Source organism: Variovorax sp. OK605 (assembly GCF_900115445.1).
Lineage (GTDB): Bacteria > Pseudomonadota > Gammaproteobacteria > Burkholderiales > Burkholderiaceae_C > Variovorax.
Genome location: NZ_FOWL01000022.1, coordinates 55,287 through 71,731 on the forward strand (window position 1 = coordinate 55,287; position 16,445 = coordinate 71,731).

Below are 16,445 nucleotides of genomic sequence, written 5' to 3' on the forward strand. Positions count from 1 at the left end.
CCGGGGAATTCGGGCAGACCCCAGGACAAACCAACGGAGACAAACCATGAAACCCGCTCACCGCTTCATCGCGCTCGGCCTGGCATGGGCGGCCTGCGCCGCCAGTGTCAATGCCAATGCTGATACCTGGCCTTCCAGGCCCATCACCTTCGTCGTGCCCACCGCGCCGGCCGGCTCCACCGACATCATGGCCCGCCTGGTCGGCGAGCCGCTGCAGCGCGCGCTGGGCCAGCCCGTGGTGGTCGACAACCGGCCCGGTGCCAGCGGCAACATCGGCGCCGAGTTCGTGGCGCGCGCGGCGCCCGACGGCTACACGCTGCTGATGCAGTACTCGGGCTACCACGTCGGCAACCCGTCGCTGTACCCGAACCTCAAGTGGAGCCCGACCAAGGACTTCGTGCCCGTGGCGATGGTGATGCGCGCCCCGCACGTCGTCGCGGTGAGCGGCAAGCTGCCCGTGAACTCGATGAAGGAGCTCATCGAATACGGCAAGAAGAAGGAGGGCGGCCTGTTCTTCGCCTCGTCGGGCAACGGCTCGATCCAGCACATCGCGGGCGAGCTGCTGGCGCGCCAGGCGAAGGAGCCGATGACGCACGTGCCCTACAAGGGTTCGGGTCCGGCCATCAACGACCTGATCTCGGGCAATGTCGACATGTTCATCACCACGCCGCCCTCGGTCATCGGCCACTTCGCGAGCGGGCGCATCAAGGCGCTGGCGTACACCGGCAGCAAGCGGCATGCGTCGATGCCCAATGTGCCCACCTCGGCCGAGGCGGGGCTGCCGGGCTACGAGGTGGAGTCGTGGTTCGCGGTGTTCGCGCCGGCGAAGACGCCACCCGAGGTGGTGGCGAAGCTCAGCGCGGAGATCAGGAAGATCGTCGAGAGCGAGTCGTTCCGCAAGAAGGTGGACGACCAGGGCGCCTTCGCGACCTACATGGACCCGCCCACGCTGGCGAAATTCGTCGACCAGGAACTGGCGGCCTGGTCGAAGGTGATCAAGTCGGCGGACATCAAGCCCGACTGAGCACGCCCGCATGCAAGCACGCGTGCATGCGAACGAGCGAGGCGGCGCTACAGCCTGACGTTGATGATCGACAGGATGATGGCCGAGAGCGTGAGCGCCACCGGCAGCTTCTGCACCGCGAGCGCATGGGCCTTTGCGACAGAGGCTTGCGTTTGCAGCAACAGGCTCTTTTCGGAATGAAGGGGTGTGGACATTTTCGGACTCCTGGGTGATTGCGGGCTTCGTGCCCTGCATGGCTTCAACGATAGACCTCCCAGTGCGCGCCGGCGGCTCCGGTTCGACGACACGGCGTTTCCGTTTCTGCAACGATCGGCGGGCGATCAGCTGGAACTTCTGGCGGCCTGCGCTGTCGCGCCCGACCGTTGCGCGCCCAGTGCGCAGCGCCTTGCGCGCCGCGCTGCAAATGACGCGGCGCAGATTGCAGGCTTCAGCCCGCGATCAGCTTCTGCACCAGCTCCGCGGTGGTGGCCGCCGCGTACTTGCGCATCAGCCGCGCCCGGTGCAGCTCGACCGTGCGGTGGCTGATGCCGAGCGCCTTGCCGATCTCCTTCGAGGTGAGCCCGCGCATCACCTGCGCGGCCACCTCGCGCTCGCGCGGCGTGAGCTCGGCCTTGACGGCTCGGCGCGAGCCCAGATCCTCGAAGGTCCAGATGCCGGCCTCGTGCGGCGCCGCGCGGTTCAGCGCGTGGCCGGTGACGTGGCACCAGAAGGTCTCGCCCGCAATGGCGCCGTGCAGGCCGCCCAGGCGTCTCATCATGCGGTTGTCGGCGTAGTTGCCGCTGGCGTTCAGGAAGGGCTCCATGCGCTTGCCGATGCGCTCGAACTCGGCCACGCTGGGGTAGAGGATGCTGAATGAATGCCCCACCAGCGCCGGGGGCGTTGCGCCGAAAATTTCGCACACCCGCAGGTTGCAGGCGACGATGGTGCGGTTGCTCGAAACCACCATGCCGACGGGCGCGTGCTCAAAAGCCAGCCGGTAATCGATCTCGGGCATCGGGGGTCACCATTACGAAATACTACGTATGCGGGTACGTAGTATCGTTCAGGGCTTTCCCACCCACTCTCCATTCATCCATCAAGGAGCCCGAGTGAACAAGATCTATCCCTCCGCCGACGCGGCACTCAAGGGAGTCGTGGCCGACGGGCAGATGCTCGCGGTCGGCGGCTTCGGCCTTTGCGGCATTCCCGAAGCGCTGATCGACGCGCTGAAGGACTCCGGCGTGCAGAACCTGACCGTCGTGTCGAACAACGCGGGCGTCGACGGTTTCGGCCTCGGCAAGCTGCTGGAAACGCGCCAGATCAAGAAGATGGTCGCGTCCTACGTCGGCGAGAACAAGGAGTTCGAGCGCCAGTACCTGGCGGGCGAACTGGCGCTGGAGTTCACGCCCCAGGGCACGCTGGCCGAGAAGCTGCGCGCCGGCGGCGCGGGCATTCCGGCCTTCTTCACCAAGACCGGCGTGGGCACGCAAGTGGCCGAAGGCAAGGAACTGCGCGAGTTCAACGGCGAAACCTACGTGATGGAGCATTCGCTGGTGCCCGACGTGGCGCTGGTGAAGGCCGACGTGGCCGACAAGTCGGGCAACCTGCGCTTCCGCCTGACGGCGCGCAACTTCAACCCGGCCGCCGCCATGGCCGGCAAGGTCTGCATCGTCGAGGTCGAGAAGATCGTCGAAGTGGGCGAACTGGCCCCCGACGACATCCACCTGCCGGGCATCTACGTGCACCGCATCGTGCTCAACGCCAGCCCCGAGAAGCGCATCGAGAAGCGCACCGTGAGCGCCGCCGCGCCGGTGGACGCCGCTGCCGCCAAGGTCGAGGCCCAGGCCGTGATCGCGCAGGCCGCCGCCGGCACCGAGGTGCCCGTGCCCACCGTGCCCGCCAACAAGAAAGAAGGAGCCTGAGATGCCCTGGACCCAAGACCAGATGGCGGCCCGTGCCGCCCAAGAACTCGAAGACGGCTTCTACGTGAACCTGGGCATCGGCATTCCGACGCTGGTGGCCAACCACACCGGCACCAAGGAAGTGTGGCTGCAGAGCGAGAACGGCATGCTGGGCATCGGCCCGTTCCCGACCGAAGACAACGTCGACGCCGACCTGATCAACGCCGGCAAGCAGACCGTCACCACGCTGCCCGGCTCGGCCATCTTCGGCAGCCATGACAGCTTCGCGATGATCCGCGGCGGCAAGATCAACCTGTCGATCCTGGGCGCCATGCAGGTGAGCGCCAAGGGCGACCTCGCCAACTGGATGATCCCCGGCAAGATGGTCAAGGGCATGGGCGGCGCCATGGACCTGGTGGCCGGCGTGAAGCGCGTGATCGTGCTCATGGAACACGTGGCCAAGAAGAAAGACGGCACCGAAGACCTGAAGATCCTCGAGGCCTGCACCCTGCCGCTGACCGGCGTGGGCGTGGTCGACCGCATCATCACCGACCTGGCCGTGATGGACGTCGTGCCCGAAGGCCTGAAGGTCGTCGAGCTGGCGCCGGGCGTGAGCTTCGACACGCTGCAGGGCAAGACGGGTGCCAAGCTGATCCCCTAAGGCGCGCGAGCGCAGCCGCGATCGAAGCAGGGCCGCGAAAGCGGGCCCTGCTTTTTTTGCTTCTGGCGGCGCTTGAGAACCGAGATGAATGCAGGCGAAAGCGCGCGTCGAATTGCATCGACTTGCGTAACGGAACGTTAGGATATGGGGCGGAAATTCTTCCAATCGGCCTGCAAGTGCCGAAAGAACCATGGAGAGAGGTAAATGAAAAGATCGATCATCGGTGCGCTGGCTGCGGCGGCACTTCTTGCGGGCTGTGCGATGCCTCCGAAGGAAGTGCCCATCCAAGCGGAGTTCGACCTGAAGGAGCACGCCCCTTATGCGGCGACGGGGCCGAACATGGTCACGGGACAGGCGTTCCTGCGGCAGCAGGGCGGCGGAACCGTCACCTGCGCCGGTTCGCGTGCCGTGCTGTTCCCGGCCACATCGTTCTTCAAGGAGATAGCTTCCATCACCGCGCGGGGACAAGTGCCGAAGTACGCGGGGGACAACAAGGTTTTGCGCGAGTACGCCGCCCTTGCTCGCAACACGCGCTGCGATGCCCAGGGGAACTTCGATTTCCCCAAGGTGCCGGCAGGCAAGTACCTGCTGATCTCCGAGGTTGTCTGGACCATCCGCTATGAGCGCCAAGGCGGGACGCTGTCCAGAGAAGTCGAAGTGGTCGATGGCGGCCAGAACCGCTTCCTGCTGTCCGACGCCGATCGGTAAGTGCATGGCTGTTGTCAAGCTGGCCGACGGCACCTACCGTGTCGACGATCGCATCTTTCCTGACGCCGACGAGGCCATCGCTTACGACGGCCTGCGTAACGCCGGCACCGAATCTCCCGTCGAGGTGCCCGAGGACTCGCCGCAGCCGGTGGTTGTCGCCGCGCGCTCCGGTTTTTCGCTGTGGTGGCTGGTCCTCATCATTCCCGCGGGGCTCTTCTTGCTGGTGTTCGCGATCGGCGCCTTGTCGGGGCCACCCTCCGAGCGGCAGATAGAGCGCCTCGCGATCGAGCTTTGCTGGAAGGAACATTCCAGCAAAGCGCAGGACCCGGGGACTCAGCAATTCATCGCAGGCTCCTGCAAGATGATGGAGAGCGAGTTCCGGGCCAAGTACGGCGTCGATCCCTGAACTTCACGGGGTCGGCGGCGTTGCGTGCAAGGGTGCATTGCAGAGCAGGGAAGGCACGCCGTCAGGCACAAGCTGATTCCCGTAAGGCATGCCGCGCAACGACGACCAAGGCAGGGCTGCGCGAGCGGGCCCTGCCTTTTTGCTTCTGGACGTTCTGGAGATGTGAAATGAATGCGAGCGAAGTCCTGGGCGGTATCTGGCGGCAGGCGGGCCTGCCCGAAGAAGCCCTGCCGTTTGCGCGGCTCACGGGCGCCGACCCCGTGCTGCCCTCGTCCTTCGCGGTCGGCGCCGCAGCGCAGAGCACCATCGCGGCTGCCGCGCTCGCGGCCTGCGAGCTGGCGCACGCGCGCGGCGTGCCGAGGCAGGACGTGTCGGTCGACATGCTGCACGCGGCGCTCGAATGCACGGGCTGGTTCAGCCTCGACGGGCACGTGGCCGACATCTGGGACAAGTTCTCGGGCCTCTACCCATGCGCCGACGGCTGGGTGCGCGTGCACGCGAACTTCGCGCATCACCGCGACGGCGCGCTGCGGCTGATGAAGCTCGACCCCGCGACCGCCACGCGCGCCGATGCCGAAGCGGCCATGGCCACGTGGAAGGCGCGCGATTTCGAAGACGCCGCTGCCGCACAAGGCCTCGTCGTCACCGCATTGCGCAGTTTCGACGAATGGGATGCCACGCCCCAGGCGCAGGCCCTGGCCACGCAGCCACTGTTCACCATCGAGCGCATCGGCGACGCGGCGCCGTTGCCGCTGCCGGCGCTGAATGAAGACCAGCGCCCCTTGAGCGGCGTGCGCGTGCTCGACCTCACGCGCATCCTGGCCGGCCCGGTCGGCGGCAAGGCGCTCGCGGCCTACGGGGCCGACGTGATGCTCATCAACTCGCCGAAGCTGCCCAACATCGAAGCCATCGCGGACACCAGCCGCGGCAAGCTCAGCGCGCACGCCGATCTGCGCACCGACGAAGGCCGCGCCACGCTGCACGAGCTCATCGCCGATGCGCATGTGTTCGTGCAGGGCTACCGGCCCGGCGGCATGGCCGCGCTGGGCTTCGGGCCGCGCGAGGTCAGCGCGCTGCGCCCGGGCATCGTCTGCGTGTCGCTCACGGCCTATGGCACGCAGGGGCCCTGGGCGCAACGCCGCGGCTTCGACTCGCTCGTGCAGACCGCCACGGGCTTCAACGACGCGGAAGGCAAGGCGGCCGGCGACGGCAAGCCGCGCGCCTTGCCGATGCAGATCCTCGACGAGGCCACGGGCTACCTCATGGCCTTCGGCGCGGCCGCCGCCCTGTGGCGTCAGCAGCGCGAGGGCGGCAGCTGGCATGTTCAGGTATCGCTTGCGCAGACGGGGCGCTGGCTGCGCTCGCTGGGCCGCGTGGCCGATGGGCTGGCCATTGCGAAGCCATCGTCCACACGGTATGTCGAGACTTCGAAGTCGGGCTTTGGCGAGCTGGCCGCGCTGCGCCACAGCGCGCAGCTGTCCCGTACGCCGGCCGCCTATGCGCGCCCCTCCGTGCCGCCGGGCACCGATGCGCCCGTTTGGCCTGTTTGACGCACTGTGGCCAGGCAATGAGAAACTGGGCCCCATGGCCTACCTCGACAACGACAACCTGCAAGCCCTTTTTCTCGATGACGCCGCGCTGGCCGCGCGTCACCTGCAACGCAATCGCTGCGGCGCGCTGAACATCACGAGCGGGCGCGTCGTCGCCTGCGACGCGCTGGTGCAGCCCGAGCGCGCGCCGTTCGCCGTGAACGTGCAGGTGCGCGGGCGCTTCGACGTGGAGCTGCTGCACGACAAGGGCCGCAATGCGCTGGCCGTGCTGTGGCTGCGGGACCGTGCCAGCCTCGCGGCTGGCGATCTGACATGGGCGTTGGCCCTGCGCGAAGGCGAATCCCCCGAAGCGCTGGGCGACGGCGAATTCTTCGGCTACCCGGTCGATGCCGGCGTCGGCTGCTTCATGGACGCTGACACGCCCGCCGCCATGGCCGAGCGCGACGCGAAAGAGTCCGCCGGCCCCGACTACGTGAGCTACTTCGACAACGTGATCGACGCCGAGATGGGCGACGACCGCAGCGTCGACCACTACCCGCTAGGGGCAGGCTCCGCGAACAACGTCGTCATCTTCAGCGCGGGCTGGGGCGACGGCACCTATCCGAGCTTCTGGGCCTTCGACGCGGCCGGCGAGCCTGTCGCGCTGGTCACCGACTTCATGACGATCAAGGGCGGCGACGCGCGCGACGAAGACGACAAGCGCGGCGATGCGTACAAGGCCAGCCTGTCGCCGGAAAAACTCGCGGCGCTCGAAGCCTTGGGCGCGGCAGCCACGGGCGGCGATGCGGCCGCCATCGCGCCCTTGCTCGCCGCGGGGCTCGCGGGCACGAACGAGATCGTGCCTTCGCTCGGCGAGACGGCGATCATGAGCGCGATCCGCACCAACCACCTCGACGCCTTGCGCGCGCTGCTCGCATCGACGCCGGGCCTGCCGATGCCGCCCAGGTTCTACAGCATCGACAAGGACCAGAGCTACTTCGACTACGCGCGGCGACTGAAGAAGCCGCGTGTCGAAGGAATGATCGAATTGCTGGAGCAGGCCGCAGCGCCCGAGCCGCGCAAGGGCTTGCTCAAGCGCTTGTTCTCTTGAGCCGCCAGGCGCCCAGCGCAGCGCGCACCCTGTCGCCCCGGCCGTCCAGGCCGCCCGGGCGCTCCACACGCTCTACAGGCTGGTCGGTGTGGCTACCTGTCGCCGAGCGGTGAGTCACCGCGCAGCCCACTTTTTTGCGCGTCAGAGTCCGTAGATGGCGACCGTGACCCAGAACGCGGCAAAGAGCGCGGTCGCACCCACGAGCAGCATCGCGACCGTGAAGGCCAGGAGCCACAGCCCGCGTTCGAACGCGCGGACCGCATGAGGCACGCGGTGCCGGTAGATCAGCACGGCCCACAGCAGCAGCGCCATTGCAACGGCAGCCACGATATCTCCCGAAACAGGGAGCACGCCGTGCCGCTCCAACGCAGTCAGCAACACGTTCAAGGCCGGGATCGACGCGGCCCACGCCAGTACATGCACGCCCAGGCGTGAGCCGGTGTTCATCGGATTGCCTCGCCCTTGAAGAAGTGACCAGGCATCGGATTTTCCCAGCCTGGTGTCTGAAATCCGGGTGTCGATACGGATGGCACATGACCCATGACGCTGTCCAGGAGGCCGGCGACATAGGAGCTGCTGTTGTATTCGCCGGGCCGCATGCGCGATCCTCCGATGTTTTTGGGTGCCGAGCAGGGTGCAGCGTAGCTTGCGAATTTCTGCGAACGAACAATGATCCGCTGCGCAAACTCGCGTCTGCTCATGCCGGCTGGCGGCTCAAGGGGAATTCGCACGCGCACGCCGCTCGGGGTGGCGTTGTCATACCGATTGGTCTTGATGAGCGCCATGTTGCGCAGGCCTGCTTCCCACATGGTGGGCTGGCCGTCGAGCACGGTGATGCCGCTGTATGCGTCGTCGATGAGGATGGAAAAGTGAAGGTCGGGTGGGTCTGGCCAACTGACGTAGCCGACCGGGCCCGCTGCAATTCGTCCGTACAGAGTGATGGTTGGTTCAGCGTGCTGTGCCTGCGCAACCGTGGTTGACGCGGTACTCACAGGCGATGAGTCGGTGGATTTGGATTGGCCTGACGCGGCGTCGAATTCTCGAACTTTCATTTCCTCTCCCTTTACGGACCGTTGTGGTATCCGAGAGATGGTGTGCCGAACAGCGTCACCGCTCTGTCGGCGCCCTGTTACGCCGGAAACAAATGCGCGCACAAGCGCACGGTGACTGGAAAAAACTACGGGGCAATTCCACCGCCGCCAACCAGTGCGAAACTTGGGCGCATGCCGACAACGAACAGATACGAAGGAAGGCCGCTGCTGCGGCTGGTGGATTGCCTGGTGCTCGACGCCATCGACCAGCTCGACGACCAGAAACGGGCCACGCTCGAGGCGCTGGAGCCCCGGCTCGCGCAGACTTTCAGCGCCAGCGGCACCTGGCAGGAAATCGTCAGCAGCCAGATGGGTTTTGCCGACGACGTGCCCGACAAGATCCGGCACTTCTGGCGCCGCTACCTCGACCATGCGGACACGGAGAACCATCGCGTGGACCCGCAGGCCTTCGTGGTCGACTTCGTGGCGCAGAACTTTCCGGACATCGCGCCGCCGCGGCGTTGAGGCGCGACCTCAGGCCGGGGGCAACAGCAACAGTTGCTGCTGCGCCTGCGCCGTGTTGCGCAAAAACTCCCACACCGCCTGCATCCGCACCAGGTGCTTGGTCTCCGCCGGCATCGACATCCAGAAGGTGCGCGTGAAGTTCGCCTGCCCCGGCAGCACCGGCTTCAGCGCGCCGTCGTTCTCCGCCACGAAGGCCGGCAGCACCGCGATGCCCGCTCCGGCCACCACCGCGCTGTGCTGCGCGAGCACGCTGGTGCTGCGCAGCGCGAAGGCGTCGGGGCGGTGCAGTTCGTCCAGGTACTGCAGCTCCTTGCTGAAGAGCAGGTCGTCCACGTAGCTGATGAAGGTGTGGCCGCGCAGGTCTTCGCGGGTCTTGATGGGCTTGTGCGCGGCCAGGTACTTCTTCGATGCATAGAGGCGCAAGGTGTAGTCGGTGAGCTTGCTGACCACCACCGGCCCGCGCGCGGGGCGCTCGAGCGAGATGACGATGTCGGCCTCGCGCCGCGACAGGTGCACCAGCCGCGGCATGGCGAGCAGGTCGATGGTGAGCTTGGGGTGCTGCACGGCGAACAGCGCCAGCTGCGGCGCCAGCACCACCGTGCCGAAGCCCTCGGTCGCGCCGATGCGCACCAGCCCCGACAGCCCTTCCTGCGAAGCCGGCGCCGTGCTCTCCACGGCCTGGAACGCGCTTTCCATCGCCTCGACCTGCGGCTGCAGCCGCCGGCCCGCCTCGGTGAGCCGGTGGCCGCCCGATTCGCGCGAGAAGAGCGGGGCGCCGACTTCTTTTTCAAGCGCCTGGATGCGCCGCGCCACCGTGGTGTGGTCGACCTCGAGCCGGCGCGCCGCGCTCATCAGCGTGCCCGAGCGGGCCAGTTCCAGAAAGTACCGCAGGTTGTCCCAGTCCATGTGTGCCCTTGTGTGGCCGGATCGCCGCGCCATCGAGGAGGGGGCTTTGCATTTTTGCAAAGCGGCCGCGCATATTTGTCTATTGTCATGGCAAATCTGCAAAGCTAGGATGCGTGGCCGAACCGGTTCAACCGGCACCCGTATTCACTGGAGACAAACCCTCATGGACGCCACCACCACCCCCTCGACGCAAGTCGCCACCGTCAAGCTGCTGATCGGCGGCAAGCTGGTCGAATCCAAGACCACCGAATGGCGCGACGTCGTCAACCCGGCCACGCAGCAGGTGCTGGCCCGCGTGCCCTTCGCCACCCCGGCCGAACTGGACGCCGCCGTCGCCTCCGCCAAGGAAGCCTTCAAGACCTGGCGCAAGACGCCCATCGGTGCGCGCGCGCGCATCTTCCTGAAGCTGCAGCAGCTCATTCGCGAGAACATGGGCGAGCTCGCCGCGATCCTCACGGCCGAGCAGGGCAAGACGCTGCCGGATGCGGAGGGCGACGTGTTCCGCGGCCTCGAAGTGGTCGAGCACGCCTCGAACATCGGCAACCTGCAGCTCGGCGAGCTGGCCAACAACGTGGCCAACGGCGTGGACACCTACACGCTGCTGCAGCCGCTGGGCGTGTGCGCCGGCATCACGCCGTTCAACTTCCCCGCGATGATCCCGCTGTGGATGTTCCCGATGGCCATCGTCACCGGCAACACCTTCGTGCTGAAGCCCTCCGAGCAAGACCCGATGGTCACCATGCGCCTGTGCGAACTGGCGCTCGAAGCCGGCATTCCGCCCGGCGTGCTGAACGTGGTGCACGGCGGCGAAGCCATCGTCAACGGCATCTGCGACCACAAGGACATCAAGGCGATCAGCTTCGTCGGCTCCACCAAGGTCGGCACGCACGTCTACAACCGCGCCACGCTGGCCGGCAAGCGCGCGCAATGCATGATGGGCGCGAAGAACCACGCCATCGTGATGCCCGACGCGAACAAGGAGCAGACGCTCAACGCACTGGCCGGCGCGAGCTTCGGCGCAGCCGGCCAACGCTGCATGGCGGTGTCGGTGGCGGTGCTGGTGGGCGATGCGCGCAACTGGGTGCCCGAGCTCATCGAGAAGGCCAGGACGCTGAAGATAGGCGCCGGCACCGAGAAGGGCGTGGACGTGGGCCCGCTGGTGTCGTGCGCAGCGTACGACCGCGTGAACAGCCTCATCGAACGCGGCGAGGCCGACGGTGCCAAGCTGGTGCTCGACGGCCGCAAGCCCACCGTGCCCGGCTTCGAGAAAGGCAACTTCGTCGGCCCGACGATCTTCACCGGCGTGAAGCCCGGCATGACGATCTATGACCAGGAAGTGTTCGGCCCGGTGCTGTGCGTGGCCGATGCCGAGACCATCGACGAAGCCATCGAGCTGATCAACAGCAACCCGAACGGCAACGGCACGGCCATCTTCACGCAGTCGGGCGCCGCGGCGCGCCGCTTCCAGGAAGACATCGACGTCGGCCAGGTCGGCATCAACGTGCCGATTCCGGTGCCGGTTCCGATGTTCTCGTTCACCGGTTCGCGCGCGTCGAAACTCGGCGACCTGGGCCCGTACGGCAAGCAGGTCATCATGTTCTACACGCAGACCAAGACCGTCACGGCGCGCTGGTTCGACGACAGCACCGTCTCGCACGGCGTGAACACCACCATCAGCCTCAAATGAGGCGAGGGCTTCGCATCGCGGCCTGGGGCGCGGTGGCGACGGTCGCGTTGCTCGCCGGCAGGGCGCAGGCCGCTGCCGACGCCGGCGCGACCGACTGCAACCCCAACGGGAACCAGCAGGAAATGAACGAGTGCGCGGCGCGCGATTTTCGTGCGGCCGACGCCACGCTCAACATCCGGTACGGCGAGGTGATGAAGACGCTCTCGCCGCAGATGCGCGTCGCGCTGCGCAACGAACAGCGGGCCTGGCTCAAGGGCCGGGACCCCGCCTGCAAGCGTGCGGCGAAGGCGAACGAGGGTGGCTCCATCTGGCCGCTGGTGTTCAGCTCCTGCCTGGAAAAATCAACCCGCAAACGAAGCGCTGAACTGGATCGCTGGAAGGGTCGCGAGCAATGAATTTCGAACTTTCCGAAGAGCAGAACGCCTTCGCGCAGAGTGCGCGCAGCTTTGCGCAGGCCGAGTTCGCGCCGCACGCGGCGCAGTGGGACGCCGAGGCCATCTTCCCGAAAGAGGCCATCGCCAAGGCCGGCGAGCTGGGCTTCTGCGGCCTGTACGCGCCCGAGCGCATCGGCGGCCTCGGCCTGCCGCGGCTCGACGCGGCGCTGGTGTTCGAGGAGATGGCCGCGGTCGACCCCTCGACCACGGCCTTCATCACCATCCACAACATGGCGACGTGGATGCTCGGCACCTGGGCGAGCGACGCGGTGGCCGCGCAGTGGGGCGAAGACCTGACGAGCGGACGCAAGCTGGCGTCGTACTGCCTCACGGAGCCGGGCGCAGGGTCTGACGCCGGCTCGCTGAAGACGCGCGCCGAACTGCAGGGCGCCGAGTACGTCATCAACGGCGGCAAGGCCTTCATCTCGGGCGCGGGCGCGACCGACGTGCTGGTGCTGATGGCGCGCACGGGCGGCGCGGGCGCGAGCGGCATCTCTGCCTTCGCGGTGCCGGCCGACGCGCCAGGCGTCAGCTACGGCAAGAAGGAACACAAGATGGGCTGGAACAGCCAGCCCACGCGCACCATCAACTTCGACAACGTGCGCGTGCCCGCGCAGAACCTGCTGGGCAAGGAAGGCGAGGGCTTTCGCATTGCCATGAAGGGGCTCGACGGCGGGCGCATCAACATCGCGACATGCTCGGTGGGCGCTGCTCAGGGCGCGCTCGACGCGGCACGCCGCTACCTGCACGAGCGCCAGCAGTTCGGCAAGCCGCTCGCGAGCTTCCAGGCGCTGCAGTTCAAGCTGGCCGACATGGCGACCGAGCTGGTCGCGGCGCGGCAGATGGTGCGCCTCGCGGCCTCCAAGCTCGACGCGGGCCATGCCGACGCCAGCACCTACTGCGCGATGGCCAAGCGCTTTGCGACCGATGCGGGCTTCAACGTCTGCAACGACGCACTGCAGCTGCACGGCGGCTACGGCTACCTGAGCGAGTTCCCGCTGGAGCGCCTGGTGCGCGACGCGCGCGTGCACCAGATCCTCGAAGGCACGAACGAAATCATGCGCGTCATCGTTGCGCGAAAATTGCTCGAAGGCGACAGCGACATCCGCTGAGCGTCGTGCACATGGAATCTTTCAAACAATGACCGACAACGTAGTTCTCTTCGACGAAATCAAGACCGCCGGCGGCCAGCGCTTCGCGGTGGCCACGCTCAACGCCCCGGCGTCGCTCAACGCGCTGTCCGTGGACATGGTGCGCCTGCTCACGCCCAAGCTGCGCGAGTGGGCACGGGACGACGGCGTCGTCGGCGTGCTGCTGCAGGCCGCGGGCGAGAAGGCCTTCTGCGCCGGCGGCGACCTGCGCCAGCTCTACCAGACGCTGCTGGACTGCGGCCCCGAGCGCAACACCTACGCCGAAGACTTCTTCCGCGAAGAGTACGAGCTCGACCACCTGATCCACACCTTTCCCAAGCCCTTCCTGTGCTGGGGCCACGGCATCGTGATGGGCGGCGGCGTGGGCCTGCTGGCCGGCGCCTCGCACCGCGTGATGACGCTGCAAAGCCGCATCGCCATGCCCGAGATCAACATCGGCCTGTACCCCGACGTGGGCGGCAGCTGGTTCCTGCGCCGCACGCCGGGCCGCACGGGCCTGTTCCTGGCGCTCACGGCCGCCAACGTCAACGCGCACGACACCATCTTCTGCGGCCTGGCCGACGTGCTGGTGCCGCAGGAGCGCAAGGCCGACGTGCTCGCGGCCATCGCGTCCACGCAATGGGCCGGCGGCGACGCCAGGGCCGACCGCGCCACGCTGTCGCGCATCCTGGCCAAGGCCGGCGAGGGCGCTGAAATGCCGCCCTCGAAGGTGCGCGAGCACTACGACGCCATCAACGCGCTGATGGCCGGCGACGACCTGCTCGACATCGCCAGGCGCATGCGCGAACTGCAAAGCGACGACGCCTGGCTGCAGGGCGCCGCCAAGACCTTCGCCAAGGGCGCGCCGAGCTCTGCGGCGCTGAGCTTCGAACTGTGGCAGCGCGTGCCGCGCATGTCGCTGGCCGAAGTGTTCCGCCTCGAGTACTGGGCCTCGCTGGGCTTCTGCGCGCACAAGGACTTTGCCGAAGGCATCCGCGCGGTGCTGGTCGACAAGGACCGCAACCCGCGCTGGAACCCGGCCACGCTCGAGGAGATCACGCCCGCCTTCATCGAAGACCACCTGCGCCCGCGCGGCGAGATGCCGCCGGAGCTGGCCTCGCTGGTCTGACTCTCACCATTTCCTGCACAGAACAACGGAGACAAGACACATGAAGATCGCTTTCATCGGCCTGGGCAACATGGGCGGCCCGATGGCCATGAACCTGCACAAGGCCGGCCACACGCTCAGCGCCTTCGACCTCTCGGCCGAAGCCTGCAAGAAGTTCGGCGGCGAGGGCCTGCCCATCGCCAATTCGGCCGGCGAGACCGTGGCCGACGCCGACGTGGTCGTCAGCATGCTGCCGGCCAGCGCGCACGTCGAGGGCCTGTTCCTCGGCGGCGGCGGCAAGCCCGGCCTGCTCGACAGCATCCGCGCCGGCACGCTGGTGATCGACAGCAGCACCATCGCCGCGGCCACGTCGCGCAAGGTGGCCGAGGCGGCCAACGCCAAGGGCATCGCGATGATCGACGCGCCCGTGTCGGGCGGCACCGGCGGCGCCATTGCCGGCACGCTGACCTTCATGGTCGGCGGCGACACCAAGGACCTGGAGCGCGCGCGCCCGGTGCTCGAGAAGATGGGCGCGAACATCTTCCACGCCGGCGCGGCCGGTGCGGGGCAGACCGCGAAGATCTGCAACAACATGCTGCTCGGCATCCTGATGATCGGCACGTCGGAAGCGCTGGCGCTGGGCGTGGCCAACGGGCTCGATCCGAAGGTGCTGTCTGAAATCATGCGCCGCAGCTCGGGCGGCAACTGGGCGCTCGAGAAGTACAACCCGATGCCGGGCGTGATGGAGACCTCCCCCGCCTCCAAGAACTACGCGGGCGGCTTCGGCACCGACCTGATGCTGAAAGACCTGGGCCTGGCGCAGGAGAACGCCACCGCCGTGCGCGCGGCCACCCCGCTGGGCGGCCTGGCGCGCAGCCTGTATGCGGCGCACAGCCTCGCGGGCCACGGCGCGCTCGATTTCTCCAGCGTGCTGAAGCTGGTCCAGAAGTCCTGAGGCAGCGACGGCGGCGGGAACTGTCGGTCGCGGCCCGGCGCGGCGCTTGCCGCGCGGGGCCTGCATTTCAGCTGGACGTCGACGACTTCGGCATCGCCATCAACAGGCCCATGGCCGCGAAGTTCGCCGCCGCGCTCGCGAGGATCGGCAGCAGGTAGCTGCGGCTGACGTCGAAGGCGAAGCCCGCGGCCGACGGGCCGACCAGCGTGCCCACCGCCACGCTGGTGTACAGCACGCCGATGATCGCGCCGATGTGGCGCCCGCCGAAGTAGTCCATCACCAGCGCCGGCAGCAGCGCGACGAAGCCGCCGTAGAACACGCCGTAGGCAAAGGCGAACACGGCCAGCCCTGCGAACCCGCCGGACATCGCCCACACGAGCAGTGACAGCGCCATGCCCGCGAACATCAGCATCAGCGCGAGCGCGCGGCCCATGCGGTCCGCCAGGCCGCCCAGGACGAAGCGCCCCGCGGTGCTCCCGATGCCGATCATGGCCAGCAGCAGCACGGCCGAGCCGGGCGCCACGCCATGGTCGAGCGCATACGGCACCAGGTGCACGAAGGGCACGAACAGCCCGAACGAGCAGACCAGGCAGGCCGCATACAGGCCGATGAAGCGGCGCGTGCGCAACGCCTCGCGCACCGTGAAGCCTGCGGGCGCCGACGACAGCGACTGCGGTTGCGGCGGGTCGCCGTCGGGGCCCAGGCCGCGGCCGCGCGGATCGTTCTCCACCAGCAGCGCGAGCCCCGTGCCGACCACCGCCGCCAGCACGCCCAGCACCAGGTAGGCGTGGCGCCAGCCCTGCGTGTCGATCAGCCAGGAGGCCAGCGGCGGCATGGCGAGCGTGCCCACGCCGATGCCGCTGACCGCCAGCCCCGACGCGAAGCCGCGCCGCCGCAGGAACCAGCGCTGCACCGCGCCGACCACCGGCACGTACGACGCACCCACGCCCAGCCCCACGCCGAGGCCGTACGCCAGGTAGACCTGCACCAGGCTCTGCGCCCGGCTGGCCGCGGCCAGCCCGAGCCCGACCAGCAGCATGCCCGCCACCGCGAGCCGGCGCGACCCCCAGCGGTCGGCCAGCGGGCCGCTGAGCACGCCCAGCCCGAAGTAGAGAAAGCCCGCGAGCGAGAACACCAGCGAGACCGAGCCGCGCGAGGCGTTGAAGTCCTTCTGCAGCGATTCGACGAAGGCGCTGAAGGTGTAGGCGCTGCCGAAGCCGACGAAGGTCACGGCGAAGGCGCCCGCGACCACGAGCCAGCCGCGAAAGAGGCGCGGGCTGCCCGAGGTGGTTGCGGTGGCGGCGGGGGTAGCGGTGGTGGGAAGGGTGTCCATGCGGTGTCTCCCTGTCA

The 16,445-nt window shown here is 67.8% G+C and carries 19 protein-coding genes; 13 read left to right on the plus strand and 6 right to left on the minus strand.

Features of this window, described 5'->3' with window-relative positions; translation table 11 throughout:
• Window positions 1-46: 46 nt before the first annotated feature.
• Complete coding sequence (locus BM013_RS35800; protein ID WP_093134340.1) at window positions 47-1,024, plus strand: Bug family tripartite tricarboxylate transporter substrate binding protein; 978 nt, start codon at window positions 47-49, stop codon at window positions 1,022-1,024.
• 47 nt (window positions 1,025-1,071) lie between these two features.
• Here BM013_RS35800 and BM013_RS41500 read toward each other — a convergent pair whose 3' ends face one another.
• Window positions 1,072-1,218: a hypothetical protein gene (locus BM013_RS41500; protein ID WP_177206695.1), complete on the minus strand. Its 147-nt coding sequence runs from the start codon at window positions 1,216-1,218 to the stop codon at window positions 1,072-1,074.
• 233 nt (window positions 1,219-1,451) lie between these two features.
• Window positions 1,452-2,018, minus strand: coding sequence for a LuxR C-terminal-related transcriptional regulator (locus BM013_RS35805; protein ID WP_093134342.1), 567 nt, complete (start codon window positions 2,016-2,018; stop codon window positions 1,452-1,454).
• Window positions 2,019-2,112: 94 nt separating this feature from the next.
• On the opposite strand from BM013_RS35805, the gene BM013_RS35810 reads away from it, so the two are divergent.
• The 6 genes from BM013_RS35810 to BM013_RS35835 all read left to right on the plus strand — a co-directional run bounded on the left by BM013_RS35810 (window position 2,113) and on the right by BM013_RS35835 (window position 7,319).
• On the plus strand, window positions 2,113-2,925 hold the full coding sequence (locus BM013_RS35810) for a CoA transferase subunit A (protein ID WP_093134345.1): 813 nt from the start codon (window positions 2,113-2,115) through the stop codon (window positions 2,923-2,925).
• Between the two features lies 1 nt (window position 2,926).
• Window positions 2,927-3,565, plus strand: a complete 639-nt coding sequence (locus BM013_RS35815) for a 3-oxoacid CoA-transferase subunit B (RefSeq protein ID WP_093134347.1) — start codon at window positions 2,927-2,929, stop codon at window positions 3,563-3,565.
• Window positions 3,566-3,769: 204 nt separating this feature from the next.
• Complete coding sequence (locus BM013_RS35820; protein WP_093134350.1) at window positions 3,770-4,273, plus strand: hypothetical protein; 504 nt, start codon at window positions 3,770-3,772, stop codon at window positions 4,271-4,273.
• Between the two features lie 4 nt (window positions 4,274-4,277).
• Window positions 4,278-4,679 carry a hypothetical protein gene (locus BM013_RS35825; protein ID WP_093134353.1) on the plus strand — a complete coding sequence of 134 codons (402 nt, stop codon included), beginning with the start codon at window positions 4,278-4,280 and terminating at the stop codon, window positions 4,677-4,679.
• A 167-nt stretch (window positions 4,680-4,846) separates the two neighbouring features.
• Window positions 4,847-6,229 carry a CoA transferase gene (locus tag BM013_RS35830; protein WP_093134355.1) on the plus strand — a complete coding sequence of 461 codons (1,383 nt, stop codon included), beginning with the start codon at window positions 4,847-4,849 and terminating at the stop codon, window positions 6,227-6,229.
• A gap of 34 nt (window positions 6,230-6,263) precedes the next feature.
• Window positions 6,264-7,319 (plus strand): DUF4241 domain-containing protein, encoded by a 1,056-nt coding sequence (locus BM013_RS35835; RefSeq protein WP_177225662.1) that lies wholly within the window; start codon window positions 6,264-6,266, stop codon window positions 7,317-7,319.
• 141 nt (window positions 7,320-7,460) lie between these two features.
• Here BM013_RS35835 and BM013_RS40920 read toward each other — a convergent pair whose 3' ends face one another.
• A complete protein-coding gene (locus BM013_RS40920) occupies window positions 7,461-7,766 on the minus strand; it encodes a hypothetical protein (protein ID WP_143098454.1) in 306 nt (101 codons plus the stop codon).
• Window positions 7,763-8,371, minus strand: a complete 609-nt coding sequence (locus BM013_RS40925) for a hypothetical protein (protein ID WP_143098455.1) — start codon at window positions 8,369-8,371, stop codon at window positions 7,763-7,765. The genes BM013_RS40920 and BM013_RS40925 overlap by 4 nt, the downstream gene beginning before the upstream one ends.
• A gap of 171 nt (window positions 8,372-8,542) precedes the next feature.
• Between BM013_RS40925 and BM013_RS35840 the strand changes: the two genes are divergently transcribed.
• Window positions 8,543-8,875, plus strand: a complete 333-nt coding sequence (locus tag BM013_RS35840; RefSeq protein ID WP_093134360.1) for a hypothetical protein — start codon at window positions 8,543-8,545, stop codon at window positions 8,873-8,875.
• A 9-nt stretch (window positions 8,876-8,884) separates the two neighbouring features.
• Here the strand turns inward: BM013_RS35840 and BM013_RS35845 are convergent, their stop codons facing one another.
• Window positions 8,885-9,781 (minus strand): LysR family transcriptional regulator, encoded by an 897-nt coding sequence (locus BM013_RS35845; RefSeq protein ID WP_093134364.1) that lies wholly within the window; start codon window positions 9,779-9,781, stop codon window positions 8,885-8,887.
• 163 nt (window positions 9,782-9,944) lie between these two features.
• Between BM013_RS35845 and BM013_RS35850 the strand changes: the two genes are divergently transcribed.
• From BM013_RS35850 to mmsB, 5 genes are read left to right on the plus strand one after another with little or no spacing between them, the layout of a single operon-like run.
• On the plus strand, window positions 9,945-11,468 hold the full coding sequence (locus BM013_RS35850) for a CoA-acylating methylmalonate-semialdehyde dehydrogenase (protein ID WP_093134366.1): 1,524 nt from the start codon (window positions 9,945-9,947) through the stop codon (window positions 11,466-11,468).
• Window positions 11,465-11,863 (plus strand): lysozyme inhibitor LprI family protein, encoded by a 399-nt coding sequence (locus tag BM013_RS35855; RefSeq protein WP_093134369.1) that lies wholly within the window; start codon window positions 11,465-11,467, stop codon window positions 11,861-11,863. Before BM013_RS35850 ends, BM013_RS35855 begins: the two co-directional genes overlap by 4 nt.
• On the plus strand, window positions 11,860-13,014 hold the full coding sequence (locus tag BM013_RS35860; RefSeq protein WP_093134371.1) for an acyl-CoA dehydrogenase family protein: 1,155 nt from the start codon (window positions 11,860-11,862) through the stop codon (window positions 13,012-13,014). The genes BM013_RS35855 and BM013_RS35860 overlap by 4 nt, the downstream gene beginning before the upstream one ends.
• A gap of 28 nt (window positions 13,015-13,042) precedes the next feature.
• A complete protein-coding gene (locus tag BM013_RS35865; protein ID WP_093134374.1) occupies window positions 13,043-14,161 on the plus strand; it encodes an enoyl-CoA hydratase/isomerase family protein in 1,119 nt (372 codons plus the stop codon).
• Between the two features lie 40 nt (window positions 14,162-14,201).
• Complete coding sequence (mmsB, locus tag BM013_RS35870; RefSeq protein ID WP_093134376.1) at window positions 14,202-15,095, plus strand: 3-hydroxyisobutyrate dehydrogenase; 894 nt, start codon at window positions 14,202-14,204, stop codon at window positions 15,093-15,095.
• A 67-nt stretch (window positions 15,096-15,162) separates the two neighbouring features.
• Here the strand turns inward: mmsB and BM013_RS35875 are convergent, their stop codons facing one another.
• Window positions 15,163-16,428, minus strand: a complete 1,266-nt coding sequence (locus BM013_RS35875) for an MFS transporter (protein ID WP_093134379.1) — start codon at window positions 16,426-16,428, stop codon at window positions 15,163-15,165.
• Between the last annotated feature and the right edge of the window lie 17 nt (window positions 16,429-16,445).

Bases quoted from the DNA above. Each gene is read 5' to 3' on its own strand.
- BM013_RS35820 (WP_093134350.1), top strand. From the start codon at position 3,770: ATGAAAAGATCGATCATCGGTGCGCTGGCTGCGGCGGCACTTCTTGCG.
- BM013_RS35860 (WP_093134371.1), top strand. From the start codon at position 11,860: ATGAATTTCGAACTTTCCGAAGAGCAGAACGCCTTCGCGCAGAGTGCG.
- BM013_RS40925 (WP_143098455.1), bottom strand. From the start codon at position 8,371: ATGAAAGTTCGAGAATTCGACGCCGCGTCAGGCCAATCCAAATCCACC.
- BM013_RS35845 (WP_093134364.1), bottom strand. From the start codon at position 9,781: ATGGACTGGGACAACCTGCGGTACTTTCTGGAACTGGCCCGCTCGGGC.
- BM013_RS41500 (WP_177206695.1), bottom strand. From the start codon at position 1,218: ATGTCCACACCCCTTCATTCCGAAAAGAGCCTGTTGCTGCAAACGCAA.
- BM013_RS35850 (WP_093134366.1), top strand. From the start codon at position 9,945: ATGGACGCCACCACCACCCCCTCGACGCAAGTCGCCACCGTCAAGCTG.
- BM013_RS35805 (WP_093134342.1), bottom strand. From the start codon at position 2,018: ATGCCCGAGATCGATTACCGGCTGGCTTTTGAGCACGCGCCCGTCGGC.
- BM013_RS40920 (WP_143098454.1), bottom strand. From the start codon at position 7,766: ATGAACACCGGCTCACGCCTGGGCGTGCATGTACTGGCGTGGGCCGCG.
- BM013_RS35825 (WP_093134353.1), top strand. From the start codon at position 4,278: ATGGCTGTTGTCAAGCTGGCCGACGGCACCTACCGTGTCGACGATCGC.
- BM013_RS35835 (WP_177225662.1), top strand. From the start codon at position 6,264: ATGGCCTACCTCGACAACGACAACCTGCAAGCCCTTTTTCTCGATGAC.
- BM013_RS35865 (WP_093134374.1), top strand. From the start codon at position 13,043: ATGACCGACAACGTAGTTCTCTTCGACGAAATCAAGACCGCCGGCGGC.
- BM013_RS35875 (WP_093134379.1), bottom strand. From the start codon at position 16,428: ATGGACACCCTTCCCACCACCGCTACCCCCGCCGCCACCGCAACCACC.
- BM013_RS35815 (WP_093134347.1), top strand. From the start codon at position 2,927: ATGCCCTGGACCCAAGACCAGATGGCGGCCCGTGCCGCCCAAGAACTC.
- mmsB (WP_093134376.1), top strand. From the start codon at position 14,202: ATGAAGATCGCTTTCATCGGCCTGGGCAACATGGGCGGCCCGATGGCC.
- BM013_RS35830 (WP_093134355.1), top strand. From the start codon at position 4,847: ATGAATGCGAGCGAAGTCCTGGGCGGTATCTGGCGGCAGGCGGGCCTG.
- BM013_RS35855 (WP_093134369.1), top strand. From the start codon at position 11,465: ATGAGGCGAGGGCTTCGCATCGCGGCCTGGGGCGCGGTGGCGACGGTC.
- BM013_RS35800 (WP_093134340.1), top strand. From the start codon at position 47: ATGAAACCCGCTCACCGCTTCATCGCGCTCGGCCTGGCATGGGCGGCC.
- BM013_RS35840 (WP_093134360.1), top strand. From the start codon at position 8,543: ATGCCGACAACGAACAGATACGAAGGAAGGCCGCTGCTGCGGCTGGTG.